This is a genomic window from Gordonia jinghuaiqii, assembly GCF_014041935.1.
Classification (GTDB): Bacteria; Actinomycetota; Actinomycetes; order Mycobacteriales; family Mycobacteriaceae; genus Gordonia; species Gordonia jinghuaiqii.
Genome location: NZ_CP059491.1, coordinates 246,018 through 260,587, shown reverse-complemented (window position 1 = coordinate 260,587; position 14,570 = coordinate 246,018). Strand labels below are relative to the sequence as shown.

The following is a 14,570-nucleotide window of genomic DNA, read 5'->3' as shown; positions in this document are numbered from 1 at the left end:
CCGAGCTCGAGCGGGGTGGCGTGGCCGGTGACGACCGGGATCAACGTGCTTGCGACGGGATCAGTTGAATCCCGACGACCATCCGCCGTCGATCACCATGTTCTGCCCGGTGACCCAGGATGACTCGTCAGACGCGAGATACGTTGCCAGCGACGCGATGTCATCACCGGTGCCGGCGCGTTTGATCAGATGTAGACCCAACATGTAGTTGCGGCCCTGCTCGTCGACGGCGGCATCGGTGGCGGGTGATGCCACGAATCCCGGAGAGATGGCATTGACACGGAGCCCGTGCTCGGCGCCTTCGGCTGCCAGGGATTTCGTCAACGCGATGATCGCGCCCTTCGCGGCCGAGTGCGCCGCCTGGCCCAGTGGTGCGACGCCTCGGATTCCCGAGATCGAACCGACGTTGATGATGGAGCCCGCACCGGAGGCAACCAGGTGCTTCCACGCCGGGCTGGTCACCGTGAACACGAGATTGAGCTCGACGTCGATGACGTGCTTCCACATCTCATAGGTGATGTCCGGGAACGGTGCGAAGCCGAAACCCGCCGCGTTGTTGTACAACACGTCGATTCCGCCGAGACGTTCGGCGCCCTCCTCCACCCATGCCGCCGCGGCGGCGGGGTCGGTGAGGTCGACGGTGGTGCCCCACGCGTCGTGACCCGCGGATGCCAGCGAGTTCGCGGTGGCCTCTGCACGGCCCGCCTGGACGTCGCATCCGATGACGCGTGCGCCTTCTCGGACGAACATCGCCTGCGCGGCCTCACCCTGCCCGCCGCCGGTCCCCGTGATCAGCACACGTTTGCCCGCAAGGCGTCCCGCTGAGGTGTTCGGCTGCGCCGCCGCCGTTCCCGGCTCCGTAACGGCGCTCATGCGAGAGCCCCGCTTGAGCCGACACGTCGGAGAACCGAGCGCGTTCCCTCCTGGGGCGCCGTGAACGGCGTATGGGACAACAACATCGATGTCATCAGTTCTCCTTCGTGTGGGGACCGGGACTCGCGCCCGTGAAGTGACTTCCGCCGGAGCCGGCCGAAATCATGATGCTGCGCATCCACTGGGATGTGACTGTGGACTGTGGCTCACATCTCATTTCGAAGCCTATGTGGCAGAGCAGTTTTCGCGCAACGAATGTCTGTGTTGCAGAGATTGCTCCGAAACGGCCCGGCACGGCGATCGGCACAGCATCAACACCTGAGAACGCAACTGCCCGTGCGACCCTCACGTGGTGAGGGCCGCACGGGCAGTGGTGAAGGGCGAGACGTCAGTGCGTCGTGTAACCGCCGTCGGCATGGATCGCCTGTCCGGTGACGAACGACGCCGCCGACGAACAGAGCCACAGGGTGACCGCGCCCATCTCCTCGGTCGTGCCCAGGCGTCCGATCGGGTGCATCTGATTCATCAGGGGCAGGAAGCCCGCATCGTGGGCGGCCATCTCCTCGACCATCGGTGTCCGGATCACGCCGGGGCACAACGCGTTGACGCGGATTCCCTGTGCCGAGTACTCCATGGCCGCAGCCTTGCTGAGGCCGACGACCCCGTGCTTGGACGCCACGTACGCGGCCTGATTGGGGAGTGCGACGGTACCCAGTGCCGACGCGGTGTTGACGATCGCGCCGCCACCGGACTCCAGCATGGCGGGGATCTGCGCCCGCATACCGGCGAAGACCCCGCTCAGGTTGACGCTGATGACCTTGTCCCAGTCCTCGCGCGGCAGATCGGCGATCGACTTTCCGGCGATCTCGATCCCGGCGTTGTTGTGGGCCGCATCGAGCCGCCCGAACTTCGAGAGCGCCGTCTCGACCATCCGCTCGGCGTCCTGCTGGTCGGAGACATCCGCGCGGACGAAGCATGCCACGTCGTCCCCACCGGCGAGCTCCACCGTCTTCCTGCCCTGGACCTCGTCGAGGTCGACGACCACGACTCTGGCACCGGCGGCCGCGAAGGCCAGCGCGGAGGCTCTACCGATGCCCGACGCCGCGCCGGTGACCAACGCAACCTTGCCGTCGAATTCGTTCTCGTTCATGTGATTCTCCTGTAGACGGGCCGTGTCGTACGGCGTGGGAATGCTCAGGCCTGCGGGGTGCCGGCCCTCGCGGGCAACCCGATCTGAGTGCGGTAGTCGTCGGCAGAGGCGACCGTGCGGCCGAGTTCGGCCGCGATCGTCTTCGCGCGGGTGAACAGTTCGAGATTGCTGGCGGTGAGTTCATCGCTGTTCGGGTGCTTCCATCCACTGTCCTCGAGTCCGACGCGGATGTTCAGGCCGAGCATCGTCGCCAATGTCGTGATGTAGAGGTTCGCGCGTCCGGCATTGCACACCGTGATCGCCGCATTCGGATCGATCTGCCGGATCTGGTCGACCATCAGCATGAGATGTGTGGCCATCGACCGCGTATCGGTCACCCACGCACCCGAGATCAGGGTGCGGCCCACATCCACCGGGAGGCCGTAGAGGACGATCCAGTTACTTTGTCCCGCAACGAGGCCGGTGTCGAACAGCCGGCGTTTGGCGAACTCGATCTCGCCCGAGCTGTGTACGACGATCTCCGGGCTGACGCCGTGTGCGGTGAGAGTCTTCACCGCCGGGATCACGAACTCCTCGGGATGGCCGGCCGCACACGGCGCAACCTCGGCCTGACCGGAGACGGCCGGACTCATGCACTCCTCGAACGTCTTTCCGTTCAGCACGTTGAGGTTCGCCACGAAGTCGTGACCGAACCGCTTCCGCAGCGGATCGAGGACGAGACCGTAGGCCTCGGTGGGGGGTAGATCCTTGTCGAGTCGGCGCCCCTTGGAGTCGGTGACCCAGGTGAAGTCGATGTGGACCCCGACCGCGCCGGCCTCGATGACCTCCGAGGCGGAATCGATGTACTCCTCGATGTCGACCGGGTAGGCCGCCGAATCGCCGACGCCGGCGCGGCCGGCAACCGCCACATTGATCGCGATCTTCTCCGGCACATCCCACTTCGGCTGCAGCGCAGGATCGGCGACGAAGGCGTAGTCCTCCATCTCGCGGGCTGCGGCTTCCCACAGTGATACATGTTCGGACATCGGGGCTCCTCAAAGGTGTTGTGGTGGTGACGTGGTGGGGGTGATGCGGTAGGGGTGACGCCGCAGGCTCACATCGACAGGTGAGATGGGCGTGTGTCGGGTGTCGACTGCGGTGCGGAGAATGATCGGTCTATTCGAGCGATGTACCGCGGATGGCGAGCGGCGAAGGGGACGAATGACGAAGGGGCCGAACGTCCCACATCTCGAACATACATTGTTTGAACCTTTGGGGCCAGCCCCATGGTCGGGGCGTTTCATTCGAATTCCGCAGCGCGCCTTGGCTATCTGTTCTCCGTCTGTCTACTCTGCAGATTCGCCCAGGCCGGCGATCCACTCCCAGCACCGGTGCACAAGGGGCACTCCAACCCAGACGACGAACGGGACCAGGAGCAATGTGCTGATGAGTGTGGTCACCGGTGTGGGCATCTGAGGCAGACCCGGCATCAGGAAGGTGTTCAGTACCAATGCCGCCGGGAAGAGGGCCGTCCACACCACGACCGCCGTCTTCCATCGCGGTGGGGCGACTGCGACCTGCCCCGGCGAGCCCCCGAAGAGGCCACGGTCGAAGTCTGCGACGGTCAGACCGACGACGGGCCCGTCGGTCACCGAGGAGCCGCCCTCGAGGTGTCCGACCCGCTCCTCGCTGCGCTCCCATGCCGCGAGGCTCTCCGAACTGTCGAAACTGAGACCGATGACGAGCTCGGGTGCATCACCCTGGCCACGCACGCTCAGGTCCGAGCCGATGAATCCCGGGTGCGCGCGCGCCGCCTCACACAACTCCTGAGCCCAGTTCCACAGGGCACCGACCGACTCCGGCTTGGCGCGGCGACGAACCGCGACGGTGACCGGAAACCGGATGTGTCCGGTCATGGCGAATCCTTCCTGACTCAGCCGAGTTGCTCGCCGATCTCTGCAGCGGCCTCGACGAGTACCGCCGCGAGCGGCCTGTAGTGCGACTGGCGAAGGCGGTGCTGCGGCGCCGAGGCGTTCAAGGCCAGCCGTAGCCCTGGAGCACGGGTCACGATCGGCACCGCCACCGAGGCCACATCGTCTTCGCTCTCTCCCTGGTTCGTGGCGAAGCCCTGCTCTCGAATCCGAGCCAGTTCGGCCTCGAGCTCCGACCGGGAAGCGAGCGAGTGGGGTGTGATCGTCTCCAGGTTCTCCGTCGGATACAGCTGCCGGAGTTCCTCGGTCGACAGTCGTGCCAGCAGCGCCTTTCCCGTCGAGGTGCAATGGGCCGGCATCGTCCGACCCAGTCGGGATGCCACGCGCACCGCGGCCGGACTCTCCACCGCGGCGACGAATCGCACGCTCGCACCATCGAGTATTCCCACGTGGACGGTCTCCCGGAGACGCTCACTGAGGTCTCGGAGGACCGGGTTGGCCACGCCCTGGATATCCAGGCGACCGAAGATCGTGAAGGCGACCCACGTCAGCGCCGGGCCCGCCCGGTACACCTTCGACACCGGGTCCTGGCGCATGAATCCGCGGTACTGCAACATCGCCAGCAGACGGTGCGCTGTCGACGTGGCGACCCCGAGGTAGCGGGCTGCATCCGTCATCCGGATCTCGGACTGCTCGCCGAGCAGCAGGACGAGTTTGAGTGCGTTGTCCACCGACTCGATCGGATACTGCGGTGCCGGTATCGAGGGATCTTGAAACCGACGCCCCGGCGGGTTTGTCTGCATACCAGTGACAGTACCCGATGTGCAGACATTCTCGGGGCGGTTTTCGGTGCCCCACAGTGCTTCTCACCGCAGTTCGGGCGGTGAGAAGCACTGCACTCAGCGCTCGGGACCGTCCTCGGCGATTGCAGGCGCCGGATCCAGGAAGTGGTCGTCACCGTAGATGTGCTCCACGGACTCGAGGTGCTCGAGCATGAACGCCCGGAACTCTCGGGCGTTGTTGTCCTCGAGCGCCTTCAGGATTCCGCGGTGCTCCTCGAGGATGTGTTCCCAGTTCGGATTCCGGGTCTGCCGGAACTCCGGAACCCGATCTCCCAGACGGACCAGTGCGCCGAGCACCAGTTCCAACACCGGGTTACCCACCTCCGAGATCAGGATCTCGTGGAAGTCCAACGCCCGAGTCAACAGCAGCCCGTCGGGGGAACCGTTGTCGATCGCCCGCGCGAACTCATCGGTACTCGCCTTCAACCGCTCCCGGTGAGCGCCGTCGCTGAATCTCATGATGTCGTTGAGGACTGTCGGCTCCAGAATCCGCTTGGCATGCAGATAGTCCTCGAACGGCACTCCCCGGTGCCGGAAGTAGTTCTCCAGCGCACGCAGGACCGGCAGCGGATCGGGCTCGGTGACGAACGTCCCGCCACCGGCGCCGACGAGAACCGTCACCAGCCCTTCATGTTCCAGATTCAGGGTCGCCTGACGGACGACTGCGCGACTCACGCCGAACTGCGCGGCCAGCTCGGTTTCGATCGGCAACCGGTCGCCTGGGCGGAACTGCTCGGAGAGGATTGCCTCGCGGAGCTGGTCCGCCACCTCCTGATACAGACGCACCTGGCGCGTCGGCGACGCCCGAAACCCCGTCATACGATCCCCCGATCCCATGCCCGGCAACCGGCCAAGGGCCGATTCACCCCGCCATTATGCACTATTCGGTATCTCGACGGTCAGATCGCGCCAACGGGCCGAGAAGCCCTGCCCGCGCAGCGACACACTGCTGTCGTCCTGGACCGGGTGCAACGTGAACACCCCGAATCCGACCTGCACGCGTTCGGGTACGTCAGCGTCGGCAATCCAGTACACGGGCTGCCCGTCGACCTCCCAGACGACGGTGCGCGCCTCGCGATCCAGTGCCACCGAATACCGGTGTTCGGCACCGGGTTCGGTGTTCAGCCCACTCAGCGGCGCGTCGACGCAGTGGGTGAACGGCGCGACGACGCCGGGAAACGGCAGCCGCTCGTGAATCGCGAAGATCCGATCGGAGGACGCCGCGAGATCGAACACCCAGCCGTCCACCAGGTCAAGGACATTGAATGCCGCGAATCCGTCGCGGTAGTCGTATGCCGTGGTGTTGAGTCCCTCCGCAGACATCCGTACCGAGAACCGTGATTGGCCGACCGCCGGCAATTCGAAGGCCTTGGTGGTGAACAGCAGGTGCTTGGGGTTGTCGATGATCTGGACACCGTGATGGTTGTCGAAGCGCTCGATGCGAACCGCGTATGCACCGTCGCCCACCGACACCTGCGCGTTGGGTTCGGCGCATACATGCGAACTCCCGTCCGGCAGAGGGTATTCGAGGAACATCCACTTGTCGGTGTCGAGCTCGGTCCCGGCGAAGTCGTCGTAGTGAGGAGATGCGATGTCATCGGTGATGGTCATCATCGGTCCTTTCAGGTGACCGCCCTCGCGATGAGGGCGTGGGAGAACGACATCGCAGACAAATCGGCGATGTTCGGAGAGAGTGGGAAGGTCGGGTCAGTTGTTGTCGAACAAGCCGAACATGCCCGTCTCCATCAGCGTGGAGATCGTCTCGCCGGCCGGCGTGAGCCGCAGCGGCGAACGAGTCTCCACCAGGAACGCGCGGTAGCCATGGGGGACATCCTCGGCGGGCCCGTGGTGGACGATCCCCTTGGGGGTCCACATGATCGTCCCCGGCACGTCGACCTCGCCGTACCGGCCGGGTCCGGCCACGTAGAAGATGAGCTCGTCGAAGTCGGCGTTGTGGTGGATGGGCGGGCGCGGGCTCTCCCGGTCACTGAGGTTGAACATGAGGACCCGGCTCGTGGCGTCGTCGAACAGCTTCGGCGGGAAGGGTCCGGTCTGCTCGAACGTCAGGTGGGGCACGTTCTCGAACGAGAACCGGCGCACGACAGGACCTTCCCCGGTCCCGATGCACGGCATCGGGTCCGCGTCGAAGGTGTAGGTCGTGGTGTCGCTCCCGTGCCGGATGATGACCTCGAACGGGCCATCCTCGCGCGCAACGGGATTGGGTGCGGGCACATCGACGTGCCGGGCCACGTCCAGCGCGACCGGCGGCTGCGGGTCCAACACCATCTCCGAACCGGTCACCACGATGATCTCGCGGATCGGGGTACTGATCGACGAGAACCGATAGGTCACCGCCCGGGGCAGGAGCACGAAGTCACCGGCGGTGACGTCGAGGACGCCGAAGTCGGTCTCGAGCCGGCCCGCACCCTCGAGGATGTAATGGATCTCGTCGGCCAGCACGTTGCGCACCGCGGTCGAGGACCCTTCGGTGCGGTAGGCCAGCTCGATGCTCACGTCGTCGGCCTCGAGTACGGCCACGGGAAGCTCACCGGCACTGCGGAACAGCTCCTCGGCAACCGCGTGCACGTCCATTCGACGCGGAGCATAGGTTCCCTTGACCCGCGCGTACGGCGGGGCGTAGTGCGACCGCAGGATGGTCCCCACCGGGCCGGCGAAGCCGTTCCGGGTGTACAGGTCGACAAAAGGCTCGGTCATTGTTCTCCTCAACCGCTCACGGGTAGATGCGCTCTGCTGGCCGCGTGCTGTCAAGCACTTCCCGTCGGCTGCCATGAGCTGAGTCACAGTGAACACTCAAGCCCGGTTGCACACAAGCAACTCGCAGGCTTGTTCTGCTGTACAGACAGGGTCAAATTATTTCTCCGATAACCACCCGGCGCCTCCCGCCGCACTGGTACTAGCCTTCTGACCAGTGCATACAGAGCGACCTCAGCACTCCCGGAAGGAATCGACGACCCTCGGCGCGGAGCGCCTGAATCACCGAATGATTTGGTGTTTACCCAGCTAGGAGGGCAAAACGGACACGACTGCGCCCGCCCAGCAGAGTCATTGACACCAATCGCTCTTCACAGCAGACTCCCCTTAAGTCCAGCTCTCTTCGAAAACGAGGTCCACATGCGCGACGCCGACGACGTTCTGCGGAACGTCCGAAAGGGCATGCTTCCCGCCCACATCTACAACGACGCCGATGTATTCACCGCGGAGAAGGAGCGGCTCTTCAGCCGCTCATGGATGTTCGTGGCACACGAATCGGAGATCCCGGAGGTCGGCGACTACGTGGTTCGCCGCGTCGTGGACAACTCGTTCATCGTCAGCCGTGATCAGTCCGGTGAGATCCACGCGATGTTCAACATGTGCCTTCACCGCGGAATGCAGGTGTGCCGGGCCGAACAGGGCAACGCCTCCCATTTCCGCTGCCCGTATCACGGCTGGTCGTACAAGAACGACGGCAAGATCGTCGGATTGCCCTTTCACAAGGAGGCTTACGGCGGTGAGCAGGGTTTCGCCAAGAAGGGCCAACGACTTCTGCCGGCCCCCAGCCTGGACACCTTCAACGGATTGATCTTCGTCTCGATGGACCCGGACGCACCCCCTTTGCGAGACTTCCTGGGCGACTTCGCGTTCTACCTCGACTACTACACGAAGCAGAGCGCCAGCGGCGTCGAGGTGCTGGGGCCGCAGCGCTGGCGGATCAAGGCGAACTGGAAGATCGGCGCCGAGAACTTCGCGGGCGACATGTACCACACCCCGCAGACGCACACGAGCGTCGTCGAGATCGGTTTGTTCCGTGAGCCGAAGGCCGAAAAGCGCAAGGACGGCAACACATATTGGGCCGGCAAGGGCGGCGGCACCACCTACAAGTTGCCTCCCGGGACGTTCGAGGAGCGGGTCGGCTACGTCGGGTACCCCGACGAGATGATCGCCCGGATGAAAGAGCAGTGGACACCGGAGCAGATCGACGTCATCGGGCGCGACGGCTTCATGATCTCGGCCGCGTCGCTGTTCCCCAACCTGAGTCTTGTCCACAACTGGCCCAAGGTCGGCGAATCCGACGACGTGCTGCCGTTCATCTCGCTGCGGCAGTGGCAGCCCATCAGCGCCGACGAGACCGAGGTGCTGTCGTGGTTCGTCGTGGACAAGGAGGCGCCCGAAGAGTTCAAGAAGCTCTCGTACAAGGCGTACCTGATGTGCTTCGGCAGCAGCGGCATGTTCGAACAGGATGACGTCGAGAACTGGGTTTCGCTGACCAACACCGCGGCGGGCTCGATGGCGCAGCGCCTGCTCCTCAACGGCCGCATGGGCATGCTGCACGACGACAGCCCGGTCGTGGCACCGCTGACCCCCGACGAGTTCGCCGGCCCGGGTGTGGCACACATCGGCTACGGCGAATACAACCAGCGCCACCTCCTCAACGAATGGGCCGACCACCTCGAGAAGGCTCCCCCCGAGATCACCTCCATCGCCGTGGGCGCCCCCGAGACCCCCGCCTCCTGTGACACGACTCCCGTGGAGACATCCGCATGACCACACACATCCCGATCCGTTCCGACCAGTCGCCGCTGGGCCAGGACGCCTCACGCACCGAGGCAACCGGACCGTCCCTCGGCTTCGACGACCCGCGACATCTGTTGGCGCACAAGTGGTTGGTCGATGAGACCTACACCCTCGACCACCAGGACTACGAGACGTGGCTCGACTCGCTGGCCGAGGACATCCACTACTTCATGCCGATCCGCGTCACCACGGCACTGAACTCCGGCTACGACACCGCGAAACGGATGGCGCACTTCGACGAGGACAAGTACTCGCTCAGCCGACGCGTTGCGCGACTCCGGACCGAGCACGCATGGACCGAGGATCCGCCGTCCCGTATCCGCCACCACCTGTCCAACGTTCGGACCTTCGCCACCGGTAACGACCAGGAGCTCGTGGTCGAGTCTGCGGTCCTGCTGTTCCGCAGCCGCGGCGACGTGGCCGAACCGTCGCTGATCTCCGCGGGCCGCACAGATCTGTTGCGACTCGAAGGATCCGGGTGGCGGCTGGCCCGGCGCCACATCGCGGTCGACGAGTCGGTGCTTCGTACCCAGAACCTGGCGATCTTCCTGTGAAGCTCTCGTGGGAAGGGGAGGCCGAGGACGCCGCGGCCAATGCACGTGCCGGCAACCGGCTCTCCGGGCTCCAGGCGAACCAGGAGGGGCCCGCGCTGACGATCGGCAACGAGTTCTCCGAGATCGAGGTCTCGAAGGTGTTGACGCGCAACGGCGCCCGGATTCTGATCCGGTCACCGAAGTCCGGGCAGTGGATCACACTCGATCCGCTCGAGCTCGAAGCGCTGACCTGGCAGAACGCCGCGACCCTCTCCGCGATGGTCGGCAATCCCTTCGCTCCGCTGATCGCCGAGGAGGAGCAGGCATGAGCGGGTGGCTCGAGGGCAAGCGCGCCCTCATCGTCGGCGGCGGTTCGGGTATCGGCCGGGCGGTGATCGACGCATTCGGCGAGGAGGGCGCCCGGGTCGGCGTCCTCGAGATCAGCGAGCACAAATGCGGGGAACTCGCCGCCGAACACCCCGAGGTTCTCGTCGTGCGCGGTGACGCGACCACCGCCGCGGCGAACGAGGCCGCGGTCGCCGCGATGGTCGGGCATGTCGGCGGCCTGGACATCCTGGTCAACTGCGTGGGTGTCTTCGACTTCTACCGCAAGCTGGCCGACATCGACGCCGACGCAATCGATTCCGCCTTCGACGAGATGTTCTCGATCAACGTCAGATCACACCTGCACAGCGTCAAGGCCGCCATGGGCGAGCTGACGAAGTCCAAGGGCAACGTGGTGCTGACCGAGTCGACCTCGTCGTATTATCCCGGTCGCGGTGGAACCCTCTACGTCGCTTCGAAGTTCGCCGTCCGCGGGCTGGTCACCACGCTGGCCTACGAGCTCGCTCCCGACGTCCGGGTCAACAGTGTCGCGCCGGGCGGCACCCTGAACACCGATCTGCGGGGGTTGTCGTCCCTGGGGATCACCGAGCGACGCCTCGACGGCCCCGATCGCGCGGCCGAGCTGGCCGGTCGAACCCCGCTGGCGGTCGCTCTGTCCGGCACCGACCATGCCTGGGGTTATGTGTTTCTCGCCTCGGACCGCGCCCGCGGGATCACCGGTCGGGTGGTCCATTCCGACGGCGGGATGGGAATCAAGGTCTAGTCACGCCCTCGCGTGACCGTCACTTACTGGGAGGACGCACATGGCTGTGCTGAAGGTTGATCTGAGCGCGTGCCAGGGGTACGCGAATTGTGTTGTCGGCGCCGATGACTACTGCGACCTCGATGACGACGGTCTGGTGGTCCTGCTGCAGGCGACCGTCGAGGAGGCCGATCGCGCGCGTGTCGAGGCCGCGGCCAAGAGTTGCCCGGCCTCGGCCCTGTGGCTGGAGGACCGGTGAGCTCCGGAGTCGTCATCGTCGGCGGCTCGGTCGCCGGAATCCGCACCGCCCGCGCCCTACGAGCGCAGGGATACACCGGAGCGGTTCGGGTCTTCGAGGCCGAGGACGAGGTCCCCTACGACAAGCCACCGCTCTCCAAGCTCCCGGTCGGGGCCGATCCGCATGTGCCGTTGCTGACTCCGGCCGAGGCGGCCGATCTCGGTATCGAACTCAACCTGGGGCGTGCCGTGACCGGCGTCCGGCCGGAGGACTCCTCGATCGAACTCGCCGGCGGCGACACCGTCGCCTACGACCATCTCGTCATCGCCACCGGTGCGGGGGCACGGCCCTCCCCGTGGGACATCGACGGAGTCCTGGTGCTGCGCGGTATCTCGGATGCGCGCGCGCTCCGGGACCGACTCGCCGCGTCGAGCGACCTGCTCGTGGTCGGCGCGGGGTTCATCGGGGCCGAGGTCGCGTCGCTGGCACGGAAGAGCGGCATCGCGGTCACCATCGCCGACACTGCCCCGGTCCCCATGGCGCGGGTCGTCGGCGACCGACTCGGCAGACGACTCGTCGATCTCCACCACGCCAACGGCGTCACCACCAGGTTCGGCGTGACGGTGCAGACCATGGAACGCGACGGCGACGTCGTGCGGACCGTGTTCTCCGACGGGTCGGAGACGTCCTCCGACACCGTTCTCGTGGGTATCGGCGCCTCCCTCAACATCGAGTGGCTCCGATCGGGTGGGCTCGCCACTCCCGAGGGCGTCCTCTGCGACGCGCACGGCCGGGTTGTCGGCCGGCAGAACATCTCCGCCGTGGGTGATGTGTCCGCATGGTTCCGCCCGAGCACCGGGTCGCACTCCCGGATCGAGCACTGGACGAACGGCGTCGAGCAGGCGAACTGTGTCGCGGCCCGGCTCGCCGGTGATCTCGCCGTCGCCGCACACGACCCGGTCGCCTATGTGTGGAGCGACCAGTACGACTGGCGCATCCACCTTTTCGGCACCAGGCCCGCCCACGTCGAACCGGAGGTCGTCGAGGAGGCCGAACCCTTCCGCCTCGCCGCCACCTGGCGCGACGATCGAGGAGAGGTGACCGGTGGGTTCACCGTCAACTGGCCTCGCGAGTCGGTTCGCCTGCGGAAGGCGATCGCCGTCCGACACGCATCCCGATCCGCTCTCGGGGACGACGCGAAGGTGGTGCCGGCGTGACCGATCACTCCTATGACGAACTGCGCGAACAGATCGCACTCGGCTGCCGTGTCCTGGCCGCGCGCGAGCTCGCGCCCGGAATCCTCGGACACATCAGTGTCCGCGTCGACGAGTCCCGCCTGCTCATCCGATGCCGCGGCCCCCGTGAACGCGGGCTGGCCCACACCACCGCACGCGACATCCGGCTGGTGGACATGACCGGAGCACCCGGTGCGGCAGGCGAACTCGACGAGTACCGCGCACCAGCCGAGTTGCCGCTGCACACCCGGGTCCTCCATCACCGGCCCGACGTGACCTGCGTCGTCCATGCGCATCCCCGTGACGTCGTCGCGGCGAACCTGGCGGGACTACCGATCCTCCCCATCGTCGGCGCCTACGACATCCCCGGCGCCGCCCTGGCGCACGGCGGGGTGCCGGAGTACCCCCGGTCGGCCTTGATCCACACCGAGCCCCTCGGAGACGAGGTGGCCCGGGCGATCGGGGATCGCCCGGTGGTGGTCATGCGCGGCCACGGCCTGACCTCTACCGGTGGTGGAGTCGCCGAAGCGGTCCTGCGGGCCGCCTCGGTCGCGACGATCGCGTCGTTGTCGCTGTCCATCGCCGCCGCCGGTGGCACGATCCGGCCCATTCCTCCGGAGGATCTCGCCGATCTCCCGGACCTCGGCGGCACGTTGAACCTCGACACCGCCTGGCGGCACGAGATCTCCCGCCTCGATTCCCCGGACTGAGGTCGCGCGCAGCTTCCCGGCCGACGCACAGCCGACCCATCCTCCCCCACCCACGAGAGAACCGGCACCAGAACCCATGTTGCACTTACCTCCTGGTCACGAGCGCCCCACCCACGTCAAGGTCCCGGCCGACTTCGCCGACTACCGCACGACCGCGTTACGCCACCCCAGCCAACCGCTGAGACTCCTCCCCCACAGGCTGACCGAACTGACCGGCCCCGTATTCGGTCACGACCGGCTTCGGCCGGGAGACGACGACCTCACGATCGCGAACGGTGGTGAGGCACAGGGACAGCGGATAGTCGTCCACGGCCGGGTTCTCGACAGCGACCGGAAACCGGTCCCCCACACGCTGATCGAGGTCTGGCAGGCCAACGCCGGCGGCCGGTACCGGCACACCGGCGACAACTGGTCGGCGCCACTCGATCCGTTCTTCAACGGCCTCGGCCGCTGCACCACAGATGCCACGGGCCACTACTCCTTCACGACGATCAAACCCGGGCCGTACCCGTGGATGAACCACGACAACGCATGGCGCCCTGCGCACATCCACTTCTCACTGTTCGGCACCGCCTTCACCCAGCGGCTGGTCACGCAGATGTACTTTCCCGACGACCCGATGTTCTTCCAGGACCCCATCTTCAACGCGGTGCCGGCCGACGCGCGGCACCGCATGATCAGCGTCGCCGACCACGACGCCGACATCGCGAACTGGGCCCTGGCATTTCGGTTCGACATCGTCCTGCGTGGGCGTGAGGCCAGCGTCTTCGAGCAGGAGCACGACAGTGATGACTGACCGTGCGGCACCGATCTACCCGGTCACGCGCGGGGACTTCACCACCGCGTCGTTCGGACCGACGCCGTCGCAGACCGTGGGCCCCTATTGGCACATCGGCCTCCTCTGGGAGGACGGCCCGGACGTGGTCTCCGCCTCGACGCCCGGACGGATCAGCATCGCCATCACCGTGATCGACGGCGGCGGCGAACCTGTCGCCGACGCGATGATCGAGACGTGGCAGGCCGATGCCACCGGCGGCTTCGCCGGTGCCACCGACCGCTTCGCCGGTGACATGGACGGTTTTCGTGGATTCGCGCGGAGTGCCGCGGACGCGTCGGGCACCGCCACCGTCAACACGGTGAAACCCGCACCGCTGCCCGCCGAGTCGGACCTCGTCGAGGCCCCGCACATCAATGTCTCGATCTTCGCCCGTGGGATGCTGGACCGACTCGTCACCCGCATGTACTTCCCGGAGGACGCGTCCGCCCACCGACTCGACCCTGTCCTGGCCACCATGCCGCCGCACGAACGGTCGAAGCTGATCGCCACGAGGGACGGCGATGGCTACCGGTGGACGGTCCGGGTGCAGGACACCGATCCGCTGGGCCGGGAAACCCCGTTCTTCGAGGTCTGAGAAAGGCA

At 66.2% G+C, this 14,570-nt stretch carries 17 protein-coding genes; 9 read left to right on the top strand and 8 right to left on the bottom strand.

Going from position 1 to position 14,570, the window contains the following annotated elements:
- Window positions 1–60: 60 nt before the first annotated feature.
- The 8 genes from H1R19_RS01075 to H1R19_RS01040 form a co-directional block, all read right to left on the bottom strand.
- Complete coding sequence (locus H1R19_RS01075; protein ID WP_188330790.1) at window positions 61–873, bottom strand: SDR family NAD(P)-dependent oxidoreductase; 813 nt, start codon at window positions 871–873, stop codon at window positions 61–63.
- A gap of 388 nt (window positions 874–1,261) precedes the next feature.
- Entirely contained in the window at window positions 1,262–2,023 is a 762-nt protein-coding gene (locus H1R19_RS01070; protein WP_188330789.1) for an SDR family oxidoreductase, read from the bottom strand.
- 44 nt (window positions 2,024–2,067) lie between these two features.
- Window positions 2,068–3,048, bottom strand: coding sequence for a 3-keto-5-aminohexanoate cleavage protein (locus H1R19_RS01065; protein WP_188330788.1), 981 nt, complete (start codon window positions 3,046–3,048; stop codon window positions 2,068–2,070).
- A gap of 300 nt (window positions 3,049–3,348) precedes the next feature.
- Window positions 3,349–3,918, bottom strand: coding sequence for a putative antibiotic biosynthesis monooxygenase (locus tag H1R19_RS01060; RefSeq protein WP_188330787.1), 570 nt, complete (start codon window positions 3,916–3,918; stop codon window positions 3,349–3,351).
- 17 nt (window positions 3,919–3,935) lie between these two features.
- Entirely contained in the window at window positions 3,936–4,736 is an 801-nt protein-coding gene (locus H1R19_RS01055; protein ID WP_188330786.1) for an IclR family transcriptional regulator, read from the bottom strand.
- A 96-nt stretch (window positions 4,737–4,832) separates the two neighbouring features.
- On the bottom strand, window positions 4,833–5,594 hold the full coding sequence (locus H1R19_RS01050) for a FadR/GntR family transcriptional regulator (protein WP_188330785.1): 762 nt from the start codon (window positions 5,592–5,594) through the stop codon (window positions 4,833–4,835).
- Between the two features lie 54 nt (window positions 5,595–5,648).
- Window positions 5,649–6,386, bottom strand: coding sequence for a DUF6081 family protein (locus H1R19_RS01045; protein WP_188330784.1), 738 nt, complete (start codon window positions 6,384–6,386; stop codon window positions 5,649–5,651).
- A 96-nt stretch (window positions 6,387–6,482) separates the two neighbouring features.
- Window positions 6,483–7,490: an AraC family ligand binding domain-containing protein gene (locus H1R19_RS01040; RefSeq protein ID WP_188330783.1), complete on the bottom strand. Its 1,008-nt coding sequence runs from the start codon at window positions 7,488–7,490 to the stop codon at window positions 6,483–6,485.
- Window positions 7,491–7,907: 417 nt separating this feature from the next.
- On the opposite strand from H1R19_RS01040, the gene H1R19_RS01035 reads away from it, so the two are divergent.
- The 9 genes from H1R19_RS01035 (at window position 7,908) to pcaG (ending at window position 14,562) form a co-directional block, all read left to right on the top strand.
- Window positions 7,908–9,317: an aromatic ring-hydroxylating oxygenase subunit alpha gene (locus H1R19_RS01035; protein ID WP_188330782.1), complete on the top strand. Its 1,410-nt coding sequence runs from the start codon at window positions 7,908–7,910 to the stop codon at window positions 9,315–9,317.
- Window positions 9,314–9,901 (top strand): 3-phenylpropionate/cinnamic acid dioxygenase subunit beta, encoded by a 588-nt coding sequence (locus H1R19_RS01030; RefSeq protein ID WP_188330781.1) that lies wholly within the window; start codon window positions 9,314–9,316, stop codon window positions 9,899–9,901. The genes H1R19_RS01035 and H1R19_RS01030 overlap by 4 nt, the downstream gene beginning before the upstream one ends.
- On the top strand, window positions 9,898–10,209 hold the full coding sequence (locus H1R19_RS01025; RefSeq protein ID WP_188330780.1) for a hypothetical protein: 312 nt from the start codon (window positions 9,898–9,900) through the stop codon (window positions 10,207–10,209). The genes H1R19_RS01030 and H1R19_RS01025 overlap by 4 nt, the downstream gene beginning before the upstream one ends.
- Window positions 10,206–10,988, top strand: coding sequence for a 3-(cis-5,6-dihydroxycyclohexa-1,3-dien-1-yl)propanoate dehydrogenase (gene hcaB, locus H1R19_RS01020; RefSeq protein WP_219850344.1), 783 nt, complete (start codon window positions 10,206–10,208; stop codon window positions 10,986–10,988). The genes H1R19_RS01025 and hcaB overlap by 4 nt, the downstream gene beginning before the upstream one ends.
- Window positions 10,989–11,028: 40 nt before the next feature.
- The gene (locus tag H1R19_RS01015) at window positions 11,029–11,226 is read left to right on the top strand and encodes a ferredoxin (RefSeq protein WP_219850343.1); all 198 of its coding nucleotides are present in this window, start codon (window positions 11,029–11,031) and stop codon (window positions 11,224–11,226) included.
- Window positions 11,223–12,422 carry an NAD(P)/FAD-dependent oxidoreductase gene (locus H1R19_RS01010; protein ID WP_219850342.1) on the top strand — a complete coding sequence of 400 codons (1,200 nt, stop codon included), beginning with the start codon at window positions 11,223–11,225 and terminating at the stop codon, window positions 12,420–12,422. Before H1R19_RS01015 ends, H1R19_RS01010 begins: the two co-directional genes overlap by 4 nt.
- Entirely contained in the window at window positions 12,419–13,150 is a 732-nt protein-coding gene (phtC, locus tag H1R19_RS01005) for a 3,4-dihydroxyphthalate decarboxylase (RefSeq protein ID WP_188330776.1), read from the top strand. Before H1R19_RS01010 ends, phtC begins: the two co-directional genes overlap by 4 nt.
- Before the next feature lie 76 nt (window positions 13,151–13,226).
- The gene (gene pcaH, locus H1R19_RS01000; RefSeq protein ID WP_219850341.1) at window positions 13,227–13,946 is read left to right on the top strand and encodes a protocatechuate 3,4-dioxygenase subunit beta; all 720 of its coding nucleotides are present in this window, start codon (window positions 13,227–13,229) and stop codon (window positions 13,944–13,946) included.
- On the top strand, window positions 13,939–14,562 hold the full coding sequence (gene pcaG / locus H1R19_RS00995; protein ID WP_219850340.1) for a protocatechuate 3,4-dioxygenase subunit alpha: 624 nt from the start codon (window positions 13,939–13,941) through the stop codon (window positions 14,560–14,562). Before pcaH ends, pcaG begins: the two co-directional genes overlap by 8 nt.
- The last annotated feature ends 8 nt before the right edge of the window (window positions 14,563–14,570 follow it).

Coding starts and splice junctions, on each gene's coding strand:
- pcaG (WP_219850340.1), top strand. CDS start 13,939: ATGACTGACCGTGCGGCACCGATCTACCCGGTCACGCGCGGGGACTTC.
- H1R19_RS01045 (WP_188330784.1), bottom strand. CDS start 6,386: ATGACCATCACCGATGACATCGCATCTCCTCACTACGACGACTTCGCC.
- H1R19_RS01075 (WP_188330790.1), bottom strand. CDS start 873: ATGAGCGCCGTTACGGAGCCGGGAACGGCGGCGGCGCAGCCGAACACC.
- H1R19_RS01040 (WP_188330783.1), bottom strand. CDS start 7,490: ATGACCGAGCCTTTTGTCGACCTGTACACCCGGAACGGCTTCGCCGGC.
- hcaB (WP_219850344.1), top strand. CDS start 10,206: ATGAGCGGGTGGCTCGAGGGCAAGCGCGCCCTCATCGTCGGCGGCGGT.
- H1R19_RS01030 (WP_188330781.1), top strand. CDS start 9,314: ATGACCACACACATCCCGATCCGTTCCGACCAGTCGCCGCTGGGCCAG.
- H1R19_RS01060 (WP_188330787.1), bottom strand. CDS start 3,918: ATGACCGGACACATCCGGTTTCCGGTCACCGTCGCGGTTCGTCGCCGC.
- H1R19_RS01015 (WP_219850343.1), top strand. CDS start 11,029: ATGGCTGTGCTGAAGGTTGATCTGAGCGCGTGCCAGGGGTACGCGAAT.
- pcaH (WP_219850341.1), top strand. CDS start 13,227: ATGTTGCACTTACCTCCTGGTCACGAGCGCCCCACCCACGTCAAGGTC.
- H1R19_RS01055 (WP_188330786.1), bottom strand. CDS start 4,736: ATGCAGACAAACCCGCCGGGGCGTCGGTTTCAAGATCCCTCGATACCG.
- H1R19_RS01050 (WP_188330785.1), bottom strand. CDS start 5,594: ATGACGGGGTTTCGGGCGTCGCCGACGCGCCAGGTGCGTCTGTATCAG.
- H1R19_RS01070 (WP_188330789.1), bottom strand. CDS start 2,023: ATGAACGAGAACGAATTCGACGGCAAGGTTGCGTTGGTCACCGGCGCG.
- H1R19_RS01035 (WP_188330782.1), top strand. CDS start 7,908: ATGCGCGACGCCGACGACGTTCTGCGGAACGTCCGAAAGGGCATGCTT.
- H1R19_RS01065 (WP_188330788.1), bottom strand. CDS start 3,048: ATGTCCGAACATGTATCACTGTGGGAAGCCGCAGCCCGCGAGATGGAG.